Raw genomic sequence first — 14,133 nt, forward strand, 5'->3', positions numbered from 1 at the left:
GAGCGCGACCGTTCATGTTCCGAATAAGCACGCTGCCCGTCTATGTGGCAAGCTTGAAGCGGCGCGCGCTTTCATGCGAAAGCGCCAATACGGGCATTGGCACGGGCATCAAGCGGGCGAGAGCGGGCGCAACCACGTCATGGCGAATATCGTCCAATTCGAAAATGTCGGGCTGCGATACGGCTTGGGTCCGGACGCAGGCCCCGAGACGTTGTCGGACCTCAGCTTCACGCTGCGCAGTGGTGCATTCTATTTCCTCACCGGCGCGAGCGGTGCCGGCAAGACCTCGTTGCTGAAGCTGCTGTACCTCGCACAACGCCCAACGCGCGGCGTGATCCGGCTGTTCGGCGAGGATGCGGTGGTGTTGTCGCGCGACCGGCTGCCAGGGTTCCGGCGGCGGATCGGCGTGGTGTTCCAGGATTTTCGGCTGGTCCCGCACCTGTCGACCTGGGACAATATCGCGCTGCCTTTGCGCGTGGCGGGGATGCCCGAGGCCGATATCGAGCAACCGGTGCGCGAGATGCTCACCTGGGTAGGACTCGGCGACCGGGCGGATGCACGACCGGCGACCTTGTCGGGTGGCGAGCAACAGCGGGTCGCGATCGCGCGCGCGGTGATCGCTCGCCCCGAGATCCTGGTGGCGGACGAGCCGACCGGCAATGTCGACCCCGACATGGCGGAGCGGCTGCTGCATCTGTTCGAATCGCTCAACAAGCTCGGCACCACGGTGGTGGTCGCGACGCACGACTTCCATCTGCTGGGGCGGATTCCGGGCGCGCAGATGATGCGACTCGATCGCGGGCGGCTGCTCGATCCGACGGGCGCGCTCCGCTATCCGCCGACACGGCCCGAATGATGAGCCGCGCCACCAAAGCCCGGTCGTCGGCCGAACGCCGCGTGCTCGACGAAGCGGGCGGGCTACGCGCGATGACGTGGGTGATGGCGATCATGCTGTTCCTGACGATGCTCGCGGCGGCACTGGGACTTGCGACCGCGGGGGCTGCGCGGCTGCTCGATCGGCAGTTGGCGGGGCGGTTGACGGTGCAGGTCGTCGATGGCGATCCGGTCCGCCGTGACGTCGCCGCCGCCCGTGTCCTTGCTGCCTTGCGGACGATGCCGGCGGTGGCGACGGCGACGCCGGTCGATCGCGCGGAGCTGACACGGTTGCTGCAACCCTGGCTTGGCTCCGACGGCGCCGATCCGCAATTGCCCGTGCCGGCGATGATCGACGTCGACCTTGCCGACCATGACGAGGCCGCCGCGTCGCGCGTTGCGGCCACGGTCCGGCGTCTGAATTCAAGTGTCCGCGTCGACCGGCACGAAAGCTGGATGTCGCCGGTCAACGACGTGATGCGCACGCTGACGTTCCTCGCGCTGGCGCTGGTCCTGCTGATGGCGAGCGCGACCGCCGCGGTGGTGGTACTCGCCGCCCGTGCGGGGCTCCAGACGCATCGCGCCACGATCGCGGTGATGCACATGCTCGGCTCGACCGATCTTCAGGTCGCGCGGCTGTTCCAGCGGCGGATCGCACTCGACGCGACGATCGGTGGCGTCGGTGGGGGTGTCGTGGCGTTGCTGGTGGTCGCGTTCATCGGCATCCGGCTGCATGGGCTCGGCTCGGACCTGCTCGGCGGGGTGACGCTTGGCGGGGTCGACTGGGTGGTGCTCGCGCTGTTGCCCGTCGCGTTCGTCGTCCTCGCCACGCTCGCCGCGCGCGTCACGATCGTCCGTGCGCTGAGGCACATCCTGTGATCGTCCGGTTGTTCGGCATCATGGCGCTCGCCTGGGCGTTCGGCTTTGCGCTGTTCATGCTGATGCTGCCCAAGCCCCTGAACGGCTTCACCTCGGATGCAATCGTCGTGCCGACCGGCGGAGCGGGCCGGATCGATCGCGGGATCGCGTTGCTGCGCGATCACCAAGCGAAGCGGATGCTGGTGACGGGCGTCGCGCCGGGGGTGCGGCCGATCGATCTCGCTCTCGAATACCGGACGTCGCCCGCGCTGTTCGCGTGCTGCATCGATCTAGGCGCGGACGCGGTCGATACGCGGTCGAATGCCGAGGAGACCGCGCAGTGGGTGCGCGTGCACAAATACCGGTCGGTGCGGTTGGTGACGTCGGACTGGCATGTGGCGCGGGCGCGGATGGAGCTTTCGGCGGCGCTCGACAAGAATGTCGTGATCCTCGGCGATGGCGTGCCGGGTACGCCGCGGCTCGGGACCTTGGTCAACGAATACAACAAGTTGATCCTTCGCCGGATCGCGTTGTGGATTGGATTTGGCGGATGATTTGGTTGCGCAACTGGGCGTTCATGCTCATTTTCTACATGATCTCGGTACCGATCGTGGTGACCGTGCCGATTTCCGCTCTGTTCGGATCGCGGGCCGTGATCGTGCATTCGACGATCTGGACGCGCTTCCATCGCTGGTGCGCACGGGTGATTCTCGGCGTGCATATCCGGATCGAAGGGACTCGGCCGACCGAGCCCGCTTTCTATGCGTGCAAGCATCAGGCGATGTTCGAGACGCTCGAGTTGCAGGCGCTGCTCGACGGCCCTGCGATCGTGCTGAAGCGCGAACTGGCGGATATCCCGGCCTGGGGTTGGGCGGCGCGGCGCTACGGCGCGATCGTGGTCGACCGCGAGGCGTCGGCGACGGCGATGCGCAGCATGATGCGCGAGGCGACCGCGGCGAAGGCGACGGGGCGCTCGATTCTGATTTTTCCGGAAGGGACGCGGGTGTCGCCGGGCGAGCATCCGCCGCTCAAGCCAGGGTTTGCCGGGCTGTACCGTGCGCTGAAAATGCCGACCGTGCCGATCGCCTGCGACAGCGGGCTGGTGTGGCCGAAAAAGGGGCCGAAGCTGCCGGGGGTGATTACGTTCCGGTTCGGCGAGGTGGTGCCGCCGGGCCTGCCGCGTGAGGAGGCGGAGCAGCGAGTCCATGCGGCGATGAACGCGCTGGATTAGGTCGGTGATGCGACCCCCACCAGTTCACCACCCCGGCGGAGGCCGGGGCCCAATTGGGGGACCTCTTTGACGTGCGTTGTGCGTCGTTACTCCGGCCTCACCAATTGGGCCCCGGCTTCCGCCGGGGTGGTAAAGTTCGGGGAAGCAAGCGCCTCTTCAGCCGTGCGTGCGGCCGAAATCCTGCACGTCGTCGTCTTGGCCCTGCTCCACGATACTCCGCCGGATCGCCCGTGTCCGCGTGAACAGGTCATGTAGCGCGTCCCCATCACCCCAGCGGATCGCGCGCTGGAGATGGCTCAGATCCTCCGAGAAGCGTTGCAACATCTCCAGCACCGCCTCGCGGTTGTTGAGGAAGATGTCGCGCCACATCGTCGGGTCCGACGCTGCGATCCGCGTGAAATCGCGGAACCCGCCGGCGGAATATTTGATGACCTCCGACTGGGTCACTTCCTCGAGATCGCCAGCCGTGCCGACGATCGTATAGGCGATCAGATGTGGCAGATGGCTAGTGACGGCGAGGACGCGGTCGTGATGCTCGGGCGCCATCGTCTCGACCTGCGCACCAAGCCTACGCCAGAATTCGGACACGCGCTCGACCGCGACCGGGTCGGCACCTTCGGGGGCGTGAGGATGCACCAACGGTGGCGGAACAGCGTCGCGAAACCGGCTTCGGGGCCTGAGCGCTCGGTGCCGGCCACCGGGTGCGCGGGGACGATGGTCGCGTTTGGCAGCGCCTCGGTAAGCGCGCGAACGATCTCGGCCTTGCAACTGCCGACGTCGCTGACGACCGCGTCGGCGGGAAGTTCGGCCGCGAACTCGCGGGCGACATCGCCCATGATTCCGACGGGGACGCACAGGATCACGAGGTCGGCGTCGATCACTGCCGCCCCCGCCGAGTCCGCAACGTCGTCGCAGAACTGCAACCGGTCGGCCGCCTCGCGCACGTTCGCGTCGGCGTCGTAGCCGGTGACTCGGACCGTCGGCATCGTTTCCCGTACCGCGCGCGCCACCGACGAGCCGATCAGTCCCAGCCCGATAATGGTGACACGCGCGAACGGCAGCATCAGGCGGCTTCGACTAGGTTGCGCAGCGCCGCGGTGACGCCGCGCGTTTCCTCTTCGGTGCCGATCGTGATGCGCAGCGCGTTGGGCAGGCCTTGGCCGGGCAGCCAGCGGACGATGTAGCCCGCCTTCATCAGCCCGTGATAGGCGGCATCGGCGGTCAGCTTGCCCTCGAACAGCACGAGCACAAAGTTCGCCTTCGATGGCACGCAGCGCAGGCCCGCATTGCCCATCTGCCCGACCTGCTCGACGAACCACCCGCGCCAGGTATCGTTATGCGCGCGCGTCGCGTCGACGAACGCGGTGTCGCCGATCGCGGCGACCGCGGCCGCTTGCCCCGCGGTGGTGACGTTGAACGGTGCGCGGATGCGGTGCATCGCGTCGATGATCGGCGCGCAGGCATAGCCCCAGCCGATCCGCTCGGCGGCGAGGCCGTGGATCTTCGAGAAGGTCCGCGTGACGAGCACGTTCGCCTCGGTCATCGCGAGTGCCAAGCCCGCATCGTCTTCTTCCGGCGACAGATATTCGGCATAGGCCTGGTCGAGCACGAGCAGCACCGACTTCGGCAGCCCTGCATGCAGCCGCGCGATTTCCGCCCGCGGCGTGAACGTACCGGTCGGGTTGTTCGGATTGGCGACGAACACCACGCGGGTACGCTCGGTGACGGCGGCGAGGATCGCGTCGACGTCGGTCGCATAGTCGCGATCGTCGACGATGACGGGTTCCGCCCCCACCCGGCGCGTCGCGATCTCGTACACCGCGAAACCGTAGCGGACGTGGATGATCTCGTCGCCGGGACCTGCATAGGCGCCCGCGACCAGATGGAGGATCTCGTCGGAGCCCGTGCCGTAGATCACACGCGCCGGATCGAGGTCGTAATGCGCCGCCAGCGCCTCGCGCAGCGCGGTCGCGCCGGCGTCGGGATAGCGTTCCAGCGTCCGGTCGGCGGCGTCGAACGCGGCCTTCGCGGCGGGGCTGGTGCCGAGCGGGTTTTCGTTCGACGACAGCTTGATCACCGTGCGGCCATCATCGGTCGTCGAGCGGCCGGGCGTGTACGGCGCGATCCCCATGATCCAGGGCTTCGGCGCGGGTGCGGGCATGATGTTTGTCATGGTCGCGGGACATAGCGGGCGCGGTGCCGCGGTGGCAAATCTTTGTGCGCGAGGGGCGTGTCGATCACGGCACTTCACGATCCTCCCCCGCCAGGGGGAGGTGGCGCGAAGCGACGGAGGGGGAGGGCGACGCAACAGCTGTGTTCCTGTCCTCCCCCTCCGTCTGGCAAGGGCCAGCCACCTTCCCCCTGCGGGGGAGGATTGAGGACGCAGCGCTGGCATGTTCGCGGGCGCTTATGGTAGCGCGCGGCATGCTCGACACGCCTGCCATCGACCCCAGCATCGGCCACGACACCGACCAGCGCTTCGGCCTTGCGCGGCGCGTCACGTTGCCGGGGCCGCTGCGGCTCGATGGCGGCGTGCTGCTGTCGCCGGTCGATATCGCCTACGAGACCTACGGTACGCTCAACGCCGATGCCTCGAACGCCGTCCTGATCTGCCACGCGCTGACCGGCGACCAGCATGTTGCCTCCAACCATCCCCGCACCGGCAAGCCGGGCTGGTGGACCCGCATGGTCGGCAAGGGCAAGCCGATCGACCCTGCGCGCCACTTCGTCGTCTGCGCGAACGTGCTGGGCAGCTGCATGGGCACGTCCGGCCCGGCGACGATCAATCCGGCCACCGGACGGCCCTGGGCGATGGGGTTTCCGGTCATCACGATCCGCGACATGGTGCGCGCGCAGGCGATGTTGCTCGACCATCTCGGCATCGACGTGCTTCACGCGGTGGTCGGCGGATCGATGGGCGGGATGCAGGCACTGAGCTGGCCCGCGACTTTCCCCGAGCGCGTGAAGGCGTGCGTCGTGATCGCCTCGACCGCACGGCATACCGCGCAGAACATCGCGTTTCACGAGGTCGGCCGGCAGGCGGTGATGGCCGATCCGAACTGGCGCGGGGGCGAGTATCACGACGACGACGCGCCGACCGCCGGGCTCGCGGTGGCGCGGATGGCAGCGCACATCACCTATCTGTCCGAAGCCGGGCTGACCGAGAAATTCGGGCGTCGGCTGCAAGCACGCGATGCGAAATCATTCGGGTTCGACGCGGATTTTCAGGTCGAGAGCTATCTGCGGCACCAGGGCCTCGCCTTCACTGACCGGTTCGACGCGAACTCGTATCTCTACATCACGCGGGCGATGGATTATTTCGATCTCGCTGAGGAGCATGGCGGGATGCTCGCCAACGCGTTCCGCGCGACCAAGGCGCGGTTCTGCCTCGTCAGTTTTGACACCGACTGGCTCTACCCGACCGCCGAATCCCGCGCGATCGTCCAAGCCTTGAACGCTGCGGGCGCGCCGGTGAGCTTCGTCGAGCTGTCGAGTCCCTACGGCCATGATGCGTTCCTGCTGGAGGCCCCCGATCTCAACCGGGTCGTCGACGGCTTCTTGAGGGCGGGGCGATGACGATCCTCCTTTCGGACGACGTGGACAAGCTGCAGGTCGACCGCATCCATGGCTGGCTCGCGAGCAGCTATTGGTCGCCGGGGATCGAGCGCGACCTGGTCGCGCGCGCGATCGCCGGGTCGCATTGTCTCGGCGCGTACGAGAACGACCAGCAGGTCGGCTTCGCGCGGATGATTACCGATCACGCCACCTTCGCGTGGCTGGCGGACGTTTGGGTCGACGAATCCGTGCGCGGGCAGGGGCTTGGGCGGCGGCTGGTGAGCTGGTTCCTGGAGCATCCGTCGTTTGCCGGGTTGCGCAGGTTCGGCCTCGTCACCGCCGACGCGCACGGCTTGTACGCGGACCTTGGTTTTCATCCGCTCGTCCGCGCCGATCGCTACATGGAGAGGCTCGCGCCGGGCCTCGCCGAGCAATTGCGGAGCGCGCCATGACGTCCCCCGAGACATTGCGGACCGATCTTGCCGTCATTGCCGAGAACGTCGAGCAGGGTAGTCGGGTGCTCGACATTGGCTGCGGCGACGGCGCGCTCATGGCCGCACTCCGCGATACCCGCGACGTCGATGCACGCGGGTTGGAGATCGATGCGCGCAACGTGGCGTCGGCGGTTGCCCGCGGACTGTCGGTAATCCAGGGCGATGCGGACATCGACCTTGCCGGCTATCCCGACGCGAGCTTCGATTACGCGATCCTCAGCCAGACGCTGCAGACCGCACGCGCGCCTGATCTCGTGCTCGATCATCTGCTGAGGATCGGCCGACGCGCGTTCGTGAGCTTCCCGAATTTTGCGCACTGGCGCGTGCGGTTGTCGCTGCTTTGGGGCGGGCGGATGCCGGTGACGCGGCAATTGCCCGAGAGCTGGTACGACACGCCGAACATCCACCACGTCACGATCGACGATTTCCGTGCTTTCGTGAAAGCACGCGGGATCACCGTCGAGGACGCCTGGTTCCTCTCGGGCGAAAAGCGCACCGGCGCGGGGGGCGCCAACCTGTTCGCCGAGCACGCGGTGTTTCTGCTGCGACGGTAATCGTTTGCAGGAATTTGTGGGAATCAGGCCATATCGGGACAAGCGGTTGATCTAAATCACCGATTTGGCGGAACCGATCAGCGGGCGACTGGTTACTTCGCCGATGACCAAGACCGCCCTCATTGTCGAAGACGAAATCTTCGTCGCGCTCGACCTCGAGAGAATCCTCATGGATGCCGGCTACGGCGTCGCGGGGATCGCGGCGGATCGCGACAGCGCGATCGCGGCGGCACCGGGGTGCAACTTCGCGTTCGTCGACATCAATCTACGCGACGGACCGACCGGGCCCGAGATCGCCAAGCGTATGGCGCAGGATTACGGCGTCAAGGTCGTGTTCGTGACCGCCAACCCCGCGCAGATCGGCGATGCGGAGTGCCTTGGGTACATCCGCAAGCCGTTCAGCGACGCGGCGATCCTGGCCGCGGCCGCGCTGGCCTGCAACGACGATCCGATCGCCCATGACGACGTCATTCGCGTAGTCAGCGGCTGAACGCAGCCTTCGGGATCGTCAGGTCGACGATCAGGCCATCGTCGTTCCAAATCCGGTTCACGCTTCCGCCGAGCTGACGCACGGCGCTCATTTCTATCAACTGCGTACCAAAACCTGCCGGCGTCGTCGGCTTGGCGACGGACGGGCCACCCTGTTCGCACCAGTTCAAGCTCACCGTGTCGTCGTTCGCCGTGACGGCGATCCGAACCGTGCCGAGTTCGGTCGCAAGCGCGCCGTACTTCGTCGCGTTGGTGGCCAGTTCGTGGAACAGCAAGGCGAGCGGCGTGGCCGAGCGATCGTCGATCGTCACGTCGTCGCCGGTGACGCTGAGGCGTGCACCGTCGATCCGCTGATACGGTTCGAACAATTCCTGCAACAGGCCGTGCAGACTGTTCTGCGCGGCGGCCGGACGCGAGTTCGCGCTGTGCGGGCGGACGAAGTCGTGCGCGCGGCCAAGAGCGTTGATCCGGTGGCGCAGGTCGGTCGCGATACCCGCGAACTCGGGTTTTCCCCGCGCGGAGAACGCGATCAGCCCGGCGATCACCGCGAAGATGTTCTTGATGCGGTGGCTCAGCTCCTGGCTGATGATCTCGCGCTCTTCATAGGCGAGCTTCTGTTCGTGGATGTCGGTGCACGTCCCGAACCAGCGCTGGATCGCGCCGCTTTCGTTGCGAACCGGCAGCGCACGGCCGAGCACCCACCGATACGTGCCGTCGAAATGCCGCAGCCGGTATTCGATGTTGTACGGCTCGCCGGTGTCGAGCGACTGGCGCCAGACGGCCCAGGCGCGGTCCTGATCGTCGGGGTGGAACATGTCGTTCCAGCCTTCGCCGTCGGTTGTCCCGACGGGCGTGCCGGTAAATTCGTACCAGCGCGCGTTGAAATAATCGTGGAAGCCGTCGGGGAGCGTCGACCACACCATCTGCGGCATGGTGTCGGCGAGTGTCCGGAACCGCAGGTCGCTCGCCTCGAGCGTCCGCCGCGCCTCGGCTTCGGCAAACGCCTGTTCGCGCGCGGTACGGCGGTCGTCGAGCCGCCCCATCGCCGCCTTGGCGAGCAGAGTCAGGCCGTCGCGCTGGAACCGGGTCAGCCCCTCGCGCGGATCGGGCGCCAGTACGCACAGCGCACCGAGTGGTACGCCTTCGCTCGAGACCAGCGGCGCACCGGCATAGAAACGCACATAGGGTTCGCCCGTCACCAGCGCATTGTCGGTAAAGCGCGGGTCCGTGCGCGCGTCGGGCACCTCCATGACTTCATGATGGTGCATCGCGTGTGCACAAAACGACATGCTGCGCGGCGTCTGTTCGAGATCGGTGCCGGTGCGCGAGAGGAACCGCTGATATTCCTCCTCGACCAGGCTCAGCAACGCGACCGGCGCGTCGCACAATTCGGCCGCGAACGACACGATATCGTCCAGCTGGCCTTTCGCGCGGGCACCGGCGACGTCGTAGGCCGAGATCACGCGGGAGCGCTCGGCCTCGTCGAACGTGGCGGTCGTAGGAACGGAATACAGCGTCGTCATCGAGCTTAGAACGGCACGTCGTCGTCGAGATCGTCGGAAAAGCCGCCGGTCTGGCCGAAGCTGCCACCGCGTGCCCCGCCGCCACCGCTACCGCCACCCGAAGGCGCGCTGCCGCCACGACCGCCGCCGCCGCCGTAACCACCGCCACCACCCGACGAACCACCGCCGAAGTCGTTGCCGCCACCGCCGCCGGCCCAGTCGTCGCCACCGCCGCGGCTACCACCCCCGCCGCCTGCACCACCGCCTGCACCACCGTTCGGGCCGTCGAGCATCGTCAGCACGCTGTTGAAGCCCTGCAGCACGATCTCGGTCGAATACTTGTCCTGGCCCTGCGCGTCCTGCCACTTCCGGGTCTGGAGCGCGCCCTCGATATAAACCTTCGAGCCCTTGCGGAGGTACTTCTCCGCGACGTTCGCGAGACCCTCGTTGAAGATCGCGACCGAATGCCATTCGGTCTTTTCCTTGCGCTCGCCCGACATCTTGTCCTTCCAGGACTCCGACGTCGCGATGCGCAGGTTGACGACCTTGCCGCCGTTCTGGAACGCCTTGCTCTCCGGGTCGCGACCCAGATTGCCGACGATGATGACCTTGTTGACGCTGCCTGCCATGATGCCCCTCAGAGGCCGGCGAACACCGCCAGCCAGTATGTAATGCCAGCCATGATGTAGGCGGCGGCGAACAAATAGCCAACCATGAAGGCGGGCCATTTCCACCCATTGGTTTCGCGGCGGGTGACGGCGATGGTCGAAATGCACTGCGGCGCGAACACGAACCACATCAGGAAGGCGAGCGCGGTCGGCAGGCTCCAGCGGCCGCGCAGGTTCTCGATCATCGCCTTGCCGCCCTGGTTGCTGGCGGGATCGTCGATCGCATAGACCGTGCCGATCGCCGCGACCGCAACCTCGCGCGCGGCCATCGCCGGGATCAGCGCGAGGACGATATCGCGGTTGAAGCCGATCGGCGCGAAGACCGGCGCGATGCCGTTGGCGATCCGCCCGGCGACCGAATAATCGACTGCCGAGATTTTCGGTGCGCCGGCGGGCTGTTCGGGCGGCTTGGGGAAGCTCAGCAGCACCCACAGGATGATCGTCGAGGTCAGGATGATCCCGCCGGCGCGCTTTAGAAAGATCTGTGCGCGGCTCCACAGGCCGATGCCGACGTCGCGCCATTGCGGCCACTGGTACTTCGGCATCTCCATCATGAAGCCCGACGACACGCCCTTGGTCACCGTCCGGCGCAGCACCAGCGCAGCGACGAACGCACCGACGATGCCCATCACGTACAGGCCGAGCATCACCAGCCCCTGCAACCCGACGAACGGCAGGATCTTCGTGTTGGGGATGAACGCGCCGATGATCAGCGTGTAGACCGGCAGGCGCGCGGAGCACGTCATCAGCGGCGCGATCAGGATCGTCGTCAGCCGGTCCTTCTCGTCGTCGATCGTCCGCGTCGCCATGATGCCGGGAATCGCGCAGGCGAAACTCGACAGCAGCGGAATGAACGCGCGGCCGGAGAGCCCGACGCTCGCCATCACTCGGTCCATCAGGAACGCCGCGCGGACCATGTAGCCGCTGGCTTCGAGGACGAGGATGAAGAGGAACAGGATCAGGATCTGCGGCAGGAACACGATCACCGCGCCGACGCCTTTGATCACGCCGTCGACCAATAGCGAGCGGAGCAGCGAATCGGGCATTTCGGCGGTCAGGAAGCCCTGCAACGCGGTGAAGCCCGCATCGATCGCGTCCATGAACGGCTGCGCCCAACTGAACACCGCCTGGAACATCAGGAACATGATCGCGAGCAGCAGGATCGGCCCGGCGACGGGATGCAGCGCGACCGCGTCGAGCATGTGCGTCCAGCGACGGACCTGCGTCTCGGATACGGTCGCCGACGTGGCGATCGCGCGCGCGCGGCGCTGGAGCGTGACGATGTCGTCCTGGACGCTGCCGTCCGATTTACGGAGGCGCATCGGGCCGTTGATTACGATGCCCGAGAGCGCCGCCTTCAACTCGTCGAGGCCACGCTTGCGCACCGCGACGGTCGGGATCACCGGCACGCCGAGTTCGCGTTCGAGCACTTTCGGGTCCAGCTTCAGCCCGTCGCGCTCCGCCAGATCGACCATGTTGAGCGCGATCACGACCGGCAGGCCGAGCGCGATCAGCTGGAGCGTGAAGCGGAGGTGGTTGTCGAGATTGGCGGCATCGACGACGACGACCAGCGCGTCGGGCAGGCGCTCGCCGTCCTGCGTGCCGGTGACGACGTCGCGCGTGACGCGCTCGTCGGGGAGGATGGCTCGAGGCTGTACGCGCCGGGCAGGTCGACCAGCTCTACGGGCCGGCCGTCGTCGAGCATCAGCCGTCCGACCTTCCGCTCGACCGTGACGCCGGGATAATTGCCGACCTTCTGGCGCGCACCCGTGAGCGCGTTGAACAGCGCGCTCTTGCCGGCATTGGGATTGCCGACCAGCGCAACCAGCGGTGCTGCATTCATTTTATGGGATTATTCAGCCGCGGCAGGCGTCGGCGACACGTGGATCGCGCCGGCAACCGCACGGCGGAGCGCAACCGTCATCCGGCCGATGCGGCAGGCGATCGGACCTTGGCCCAGAGTCGCGCGGTGGAGGACCTCGACATCGACACCCTCGTCGAAGCCTAGTTCGCGGAGGCGACGCGCCTCGGGATCGGCAAGTCGCGCCCATTCGATCGCGGCAACGATGCCATGCTGCTTGCGAGGCAGCGTTTCGAGGCTGACGGAACGATCGGGGCGAGTGTCCATGATGCGACTGATTATCAGTAACGTCCGGGGAAGGGAAGCCCTAACCGTCGTGGGTTACGACCGCCTCGACGTCTCGGCATCCGGATGAAAGTTAGGATACAGAGACACTTAGCCAAGTATTGGTGGCTTCAGGCAGTCGGATAGCGCAGGCGGCCAACGAATCGCGACAGGCTGAAACCGTGTTCGGTACGCTTGAGGAACCCGGCCTTGGCCTTCTCGAACTGCATGATCCCATTGATCCGGCGACCGAGGAACGCCCGCGTTTCAGCGAGGCCCTCGCTCTCGTCGTCGAGAAACACCGTGATCGTCGACGCATACACGCCGAGCAGGATCGTCCGCTTGGTGTAATAATTATAGTCCGTCGCGACATCGCCGGCTGCACGCCAGATCGTGTCAACCGTCCGCCAGCCGAGCCGCGTAGCCTTCGCAAGATTCTGCGGAAGCGCGAGGATCGCCAGCGCGCGCCGCAGCGATTCGCGATCGATCGACGTTGCGTCGAGCCGCGCCTCGACCAGCGCGGTGATCTTCTCGCGTACCTTCATGACCGCCAACCGCTCGGGCGGCACTGCGGCGAGCATGACGGCGTCGATATGCGCGAACCACGCGTCGATCATGTCGACCGGGCCGTCCTTGAACGCGAGCGCGGCGATGTCGGTGTCGATCCCCTCGGCCTGCGCAGCCATGTCGCGCGCGGCGTCGCTCCAGCCGTCGAACGCCGCGTTGGCGGCGATGCCGGGCGCCAGCAGGGCGCGGATTTCGTCGAGCGTAAGGTCCTGGGTCATACCGTCTCCTGCCGTCCAAAATCAGGCGTATCAAGCGCGTCTTCAAGAGGTAATGCGGGGAGGGCCCTGACGCACGAGCACCAGCGCGACCGCGACCATCACGACGCCGACCAGATCCGCCGTCCCGAGCCGCTCGCCATACACCAGCCAGCCGACCAGCCCCGCCACCACCGGCTGGATCAGCAGCGCGATCCCGATCACCAGCGGCGTGAAACGGCCGAGCGCATAGATCATCAGCCCCTGGCCGAGCACCTGGCTGCACAAAGCGAGCCCGATCAGCGGCCCCCAGTGCGTCGGCAGCACGCGTTCGCCCATCGCCAGCGCGAACACCAGCAGCGGCACGATCCCCGCCAGCGTCGACAAGGTCAGCGCGGAAACCGGGGCGAGCGTCGCCCGGGCGCGCGCCATCAGGATGAAATAGACGGTGTAGAGCAGCCCCGCGAGCAGGCAGAACAGATCGCCCGCGAGGTTCTTCGCATCGAGCTGGTACGACCGCCCGAGCAGCAATGCGCCGCCTGCCGCCGCCAGCGCCAGCGCGAACCCTTGCGTCCGCGTCGGCCAGCTTCGTACGATCAGGAAGCCGTAGATCGGAAAGATCAGCGTCGCGACGTTGCCGAACAGCGTCGCGTTGGCGAGCGTGGTGCGCAGGATCCCGAGATGCCAGGTGCCGAGATCGGCCGCGAAGCACACCCCGCCCGCGAGCAGCCCCACCCACAATTTCCACCCGAGCCGGACCGGTCGCGCGCCCTGCTGGACCGCGAGCACGACCAGGAACGGCACCGCCAGCGTCAGCCGCCAGAACCCCGCGGCCACCGGCCCGACCTCGGTCGCGCGCACGAACCACGGCCCGAACGCCAGCGCGACGTTCGCGACCAGGAGCGCCGCAAAGGCGATAAGTCCCGGCGCAGCAACACTTTGCGCAACCGGCGTCAAACCGTGCGGCGTATCGGGCACGCTAGATAATCTTTGCGGGTCGGGGCGATGCATGCCGCCCTGTAG

Annotated in this window: 14 protein-coding genes and 2 pseudogenes; 8 read left to right on the top strand and 8 right to left on the bottom strand. The window is 66.8% G+C overall.

Annotated features, from left to right (window positions below; translation table 11 throughout):
• Positions 1 to 139: 139 nt before the first annotated feature.
• Genes ftsE through QP164_RS15305 form a run of 4 tightly spaced genes read left to right on the top strand, consistent with a single transcriptional unit; the run spans position 140 to position 2,962 of the window.
• The gene (gene ftsE, locus QP164_RS15290; protein ID WP_333924281.1) at positions 140 to 856 is read left to right on the top strand and encodes a cell division ATP-binding protein FtsE; all 717 of its coding nucleotides are present in this window, start codon (positions 140 to 142) and stop codon (positions 854 to 856) included.
• A complete protein-coding gene (locus QP164_RS15295; protein ID WP_333923692.1) occupies positions 856 to 1,752 on the top strand; it encodes a cell division protein FtsX in 897 nt (298 codons plus the stop codon). The genes ftsE and QP164_RS15295 overlap by 1 nt, the downstream gene beginning before the upstream one ends.
• Complete coding sequence (locus QP164_RS15300) at positions 1,749 to 2,285, top strand: YdcF family protein (RefSeq protein ID WP_132734987.1); 537 nt, start codon at positions 1,749 to 1,751, stop codon at positions 2,283 to 2,285. The genes QP164_RS15295 and QP164_RS15300 overlap by 4 nt, the downstream gene beginning before the upstream one ends.
• The gene (locus QP164_RS15305) at positions 2,282 to 2,962 is read left to right on the top strand and encodes a lysophospholipid acyltransferase family protein (RefSeq protein ID WP_333923693.1); all 681 of its coding nucleotides are present in this window, start codon (positions 2,282 to 2,284) and stop codon (positions 2,960 to 2,962) included. Before QP164_RS15300 ends, QP164_RS15305 begins: the two co-directional genes overlap by 4 nt.
• A gap of 156 nt (positions 2,963 to 3,118) precedes the next feature.
• Here the strand turns inward: QP164_RS15305 and QP164_RS15310 are convergent.
• Positions 3,119 to 4,026: pseudogene (locus QP164_RS15310) on the bottom strand (prephenate/arogenate dehydrogenase family protein).
• The gene (gene hisC, locus QP164_RS15315; RefSeq protein ID WP_333923694.1) at positions 4,026 to 5,123 is read right to left on the bottom strand and encodes a histidinol-phosphate transaminase; all 1,098 of its coding nucleotides are present in this window, start codon (positions 5,121 to 5,123) and stop codon (positions 4,026 to 4,028) included. The pseudogene QP164_RS15310 and the gene hisC overlap by 1 nt, the downstream one beginning before the upstream one ends.
• Positions 5,124 to 5,386: 263 nt before the next feature.
• Between hisC and metX the strand changes: the two genes are divergently transcribed.
• The 4 genes from metX to QP164_RS15335 all read left to right on the top strand — a co-directional run bounded on the left by metX (position 5,387) and on the right by QP164_RS15335 (position 8,055).
• Entirely contained in the window at positions 5,387 to 6,538 is a 1,152-nt protein-coding gene (metX, locus tag QP164_RS15320; protein WP_333923695.1) for a homoserine O-acetyltransferase MetX, read from the top strand.
• Positions 6,535 to 6,969, top strand: coding sequence for a GNAT family N-acetyltransferase (locus QP164_RS15325; RefSeq protein WP_333923696.1), 435 nt, complete (start codon positions 6,535 to 6,537; stop codon positions 6,967 to 6,969). The genes metX and QP164_RS15325 overlap by 4 nt, the downstream gene beginning before the upstream one ends.
• Positions 6,966 to 7,565: a methionine biosynthesis protein MetW gene (metW, locus tag QP164_RS15330; protein ID WP_333923697.1), complete on the top strand. Its 600-nt coding sequence runs from the start codon at positions 6,966 to 6,968 to the stop codon at positions 7,563 to 7,565. Before QP164_RS15325 ends, metW begins: the two co-directional genes overlap by 4 nt.
• A gap of 103 nt (positions 7,566 to 7,668) precedes the next feature.
• Positions 7,669 to 8,055, top strand: a complete 387-nt coding sequence (locus QP164_RS15335; RefSeq protein WP_333923698.1) for a response regulator — start codon at positions 7,669 to 7,671, stop codon at positions 8,053 to 8,055.
• Here the strand turns inward: QP164_RS15335 and QP164_RS15340 are convergent.
• The 6 genes and pseudogenes from QP164_RS15340 to QP164_RS15365 form a co-directional block, all read right to left on the bottom strand.
• Positions 8,045 to 9,577: a sensor histidine kinase gene (locus QP164_RS15340; protein WP_333923699.1), complete on the bottom strand. Its 1,533-nt coding sequence runs from the start codon at positions 9,575 to 9,577 to the stop codon at positions 8,045 to 8,047. The two genes, QP164_RS15335 and QP164_RS15340, sit on opposite strands and share 11 nt — an antisense overlap.
• Before the next feature lie 5 nt (positions 9,578 to 9,582).
• Complete coding sequence (gene ssb / locus QP164_RS15345) at positions 9,583 to 10,185, bottom strand: single-stranded DNA-binding protein (protein ID WP_332755949.1); 603 nt, start codon at positions 10,183 to 10,185, stop codon at positions 9,583 to 9,585.
• 8 nt (positions 10,186 to 10,193) lie between these two features.
• Positions 10,194 to 12,067: pseudogene (gene feoB / locus QP164_RS15350) on the bottom strand (ferrous iron transporter B).
• A gap of 9 nt (positions 12,068 to 12,076) precedes the next feature.
• Positions 12,077 to 12,352, bottom strand: a complete 276-nt coding sequence (locus QP164_RS15355) for a FeoA family protein (RefSeq protein ID WP_332755947.1) — start codon at positions 12,350 to 12,352, stop codon at positions 12,077 to 12,079.
• 128 nt (positions 12,353 to 12,480) lie between these two features.
• A complete protein-coding gene (locus tag QP164_RS15360; RefSeq protein WP_333923700.1) occupies positions 12,481 to 13,134 on the bottom strand; it encodes a COQ9 family protein in 654 nt (217 codons plus the stop codon).
• A gap of 42 nt (positions 13,135 to 13,176) precedes the next feature.
• Positions 13,177 to 14,121: a DMT family transporter gene (locus QP164_RS15365; protein ID WP_443027450.1), complete on the bottom strand. Its 945-nt coding sequence runs from the start codon at positions 14,119 to 14,121 to the stop codon at positions 13,177 to 13,179.
• Positions 14,122 to 14,133 lie beyond the last annotated feature (12 nt).

It is taken from the genome of Sphingomonas sp. LR59 (assembly GCF_036855945.1).
In the GTDB taxonomy this organism is placed as follows: domain Bacteria; phylum Pseudomonadota; class Alphaproteobacteria; order Sphingomonadales; family Sphingomonadaceae; genus Sphingomonas.

Bases quoted from the DNA above. Each gene is read 5' to 3' on its own strand.
- ssb (WP_332755949.1), bottom strand. From the start codon at position 10,185: ATGGCAGGCAGCGTCAACAAGGTCATCATCGTCGGCAATCTGGGTCGC.
- metX (WP_333923695.1), top strand. From the start codon at position 5,387: ATGCTCGACACGCCTGCCATCGACCCCAGCATCGGCCACGACACCGAC.
- QP164_RS15295 (WP_333923692.1), top strand. From the start codon at position 856: ATGAGCCGCGCCACCAAAGCCCGGTCGTCGGCCGAACGCCGCGTGCTC.
- QP164_RS15360 (WP_333923700.1), bottom strand. From the start codon at position 13,134: ATGACCCAGGACCTTACGCTCGACGAAATCCGCGCCCTGCTGGCGCCC.
- QP164_RS15365 (WP_443027450.1), bottom strand. From the start codon at position 14,121: ATGCATCGCCCCGACCCGCAAAGATTATCTAGCGTGCCCGATACGCCG.
- QP164_RS15355 (WP_332755947.1), bottom strand. From the start codon at position 12,352: ATGGACACTCGCCCCGATCGTTCCGTCAGCCTCGAAACGCTGCCTCGC.
- QP164_RS15325 (WP_333923696.1), top strand. From the start codon at position 6,535: ATGACGATCCTCCTTTCGGACGACGTGGACAAGCTGCAGGTCGACCGC.
- QP164_RS15305 (WP_333923693.1), top strand. From the start codon at position 2,282: ATGATTTGGTTGCGCAACTGGGCGTTCATGCTCATTTTCTACATGATC.
- hisC (WP_333923694.1), bottom strand. From the start codon at position 5,123: ATGCCCGCACCCGCGCCGAAGCCCTGGATCATGGGGATCGCGCCGTAC.
- metW (WP_333923697.1), top strand. From the start codon at position 6,966: ATGACGTCCCCCGAGACATTGCGGACCGATCTTGCCGTCATTGCCGAG.
- QP164_RS15335 (WP_333923698.1), top strand. From the start codon at position 7,669: ATGACCAAGACCGCCCTCATTGTCGAAGACGAAATCTTCGTCGCGCTC.
- ftsE (WP_333924281.1), top strand. From the start codon at position 140: ATGGCGAATATCGTCCAATTCGAAAATGTCGGGCTGCGATACGGCTTG.
- QP164_RS15340 (WP_333923699.1), bottom strand. From the start codon at position 9,577: ATGACGACGCTGTATTCCGTTCCTACGACCGCCACGTTCGACGAGGCC.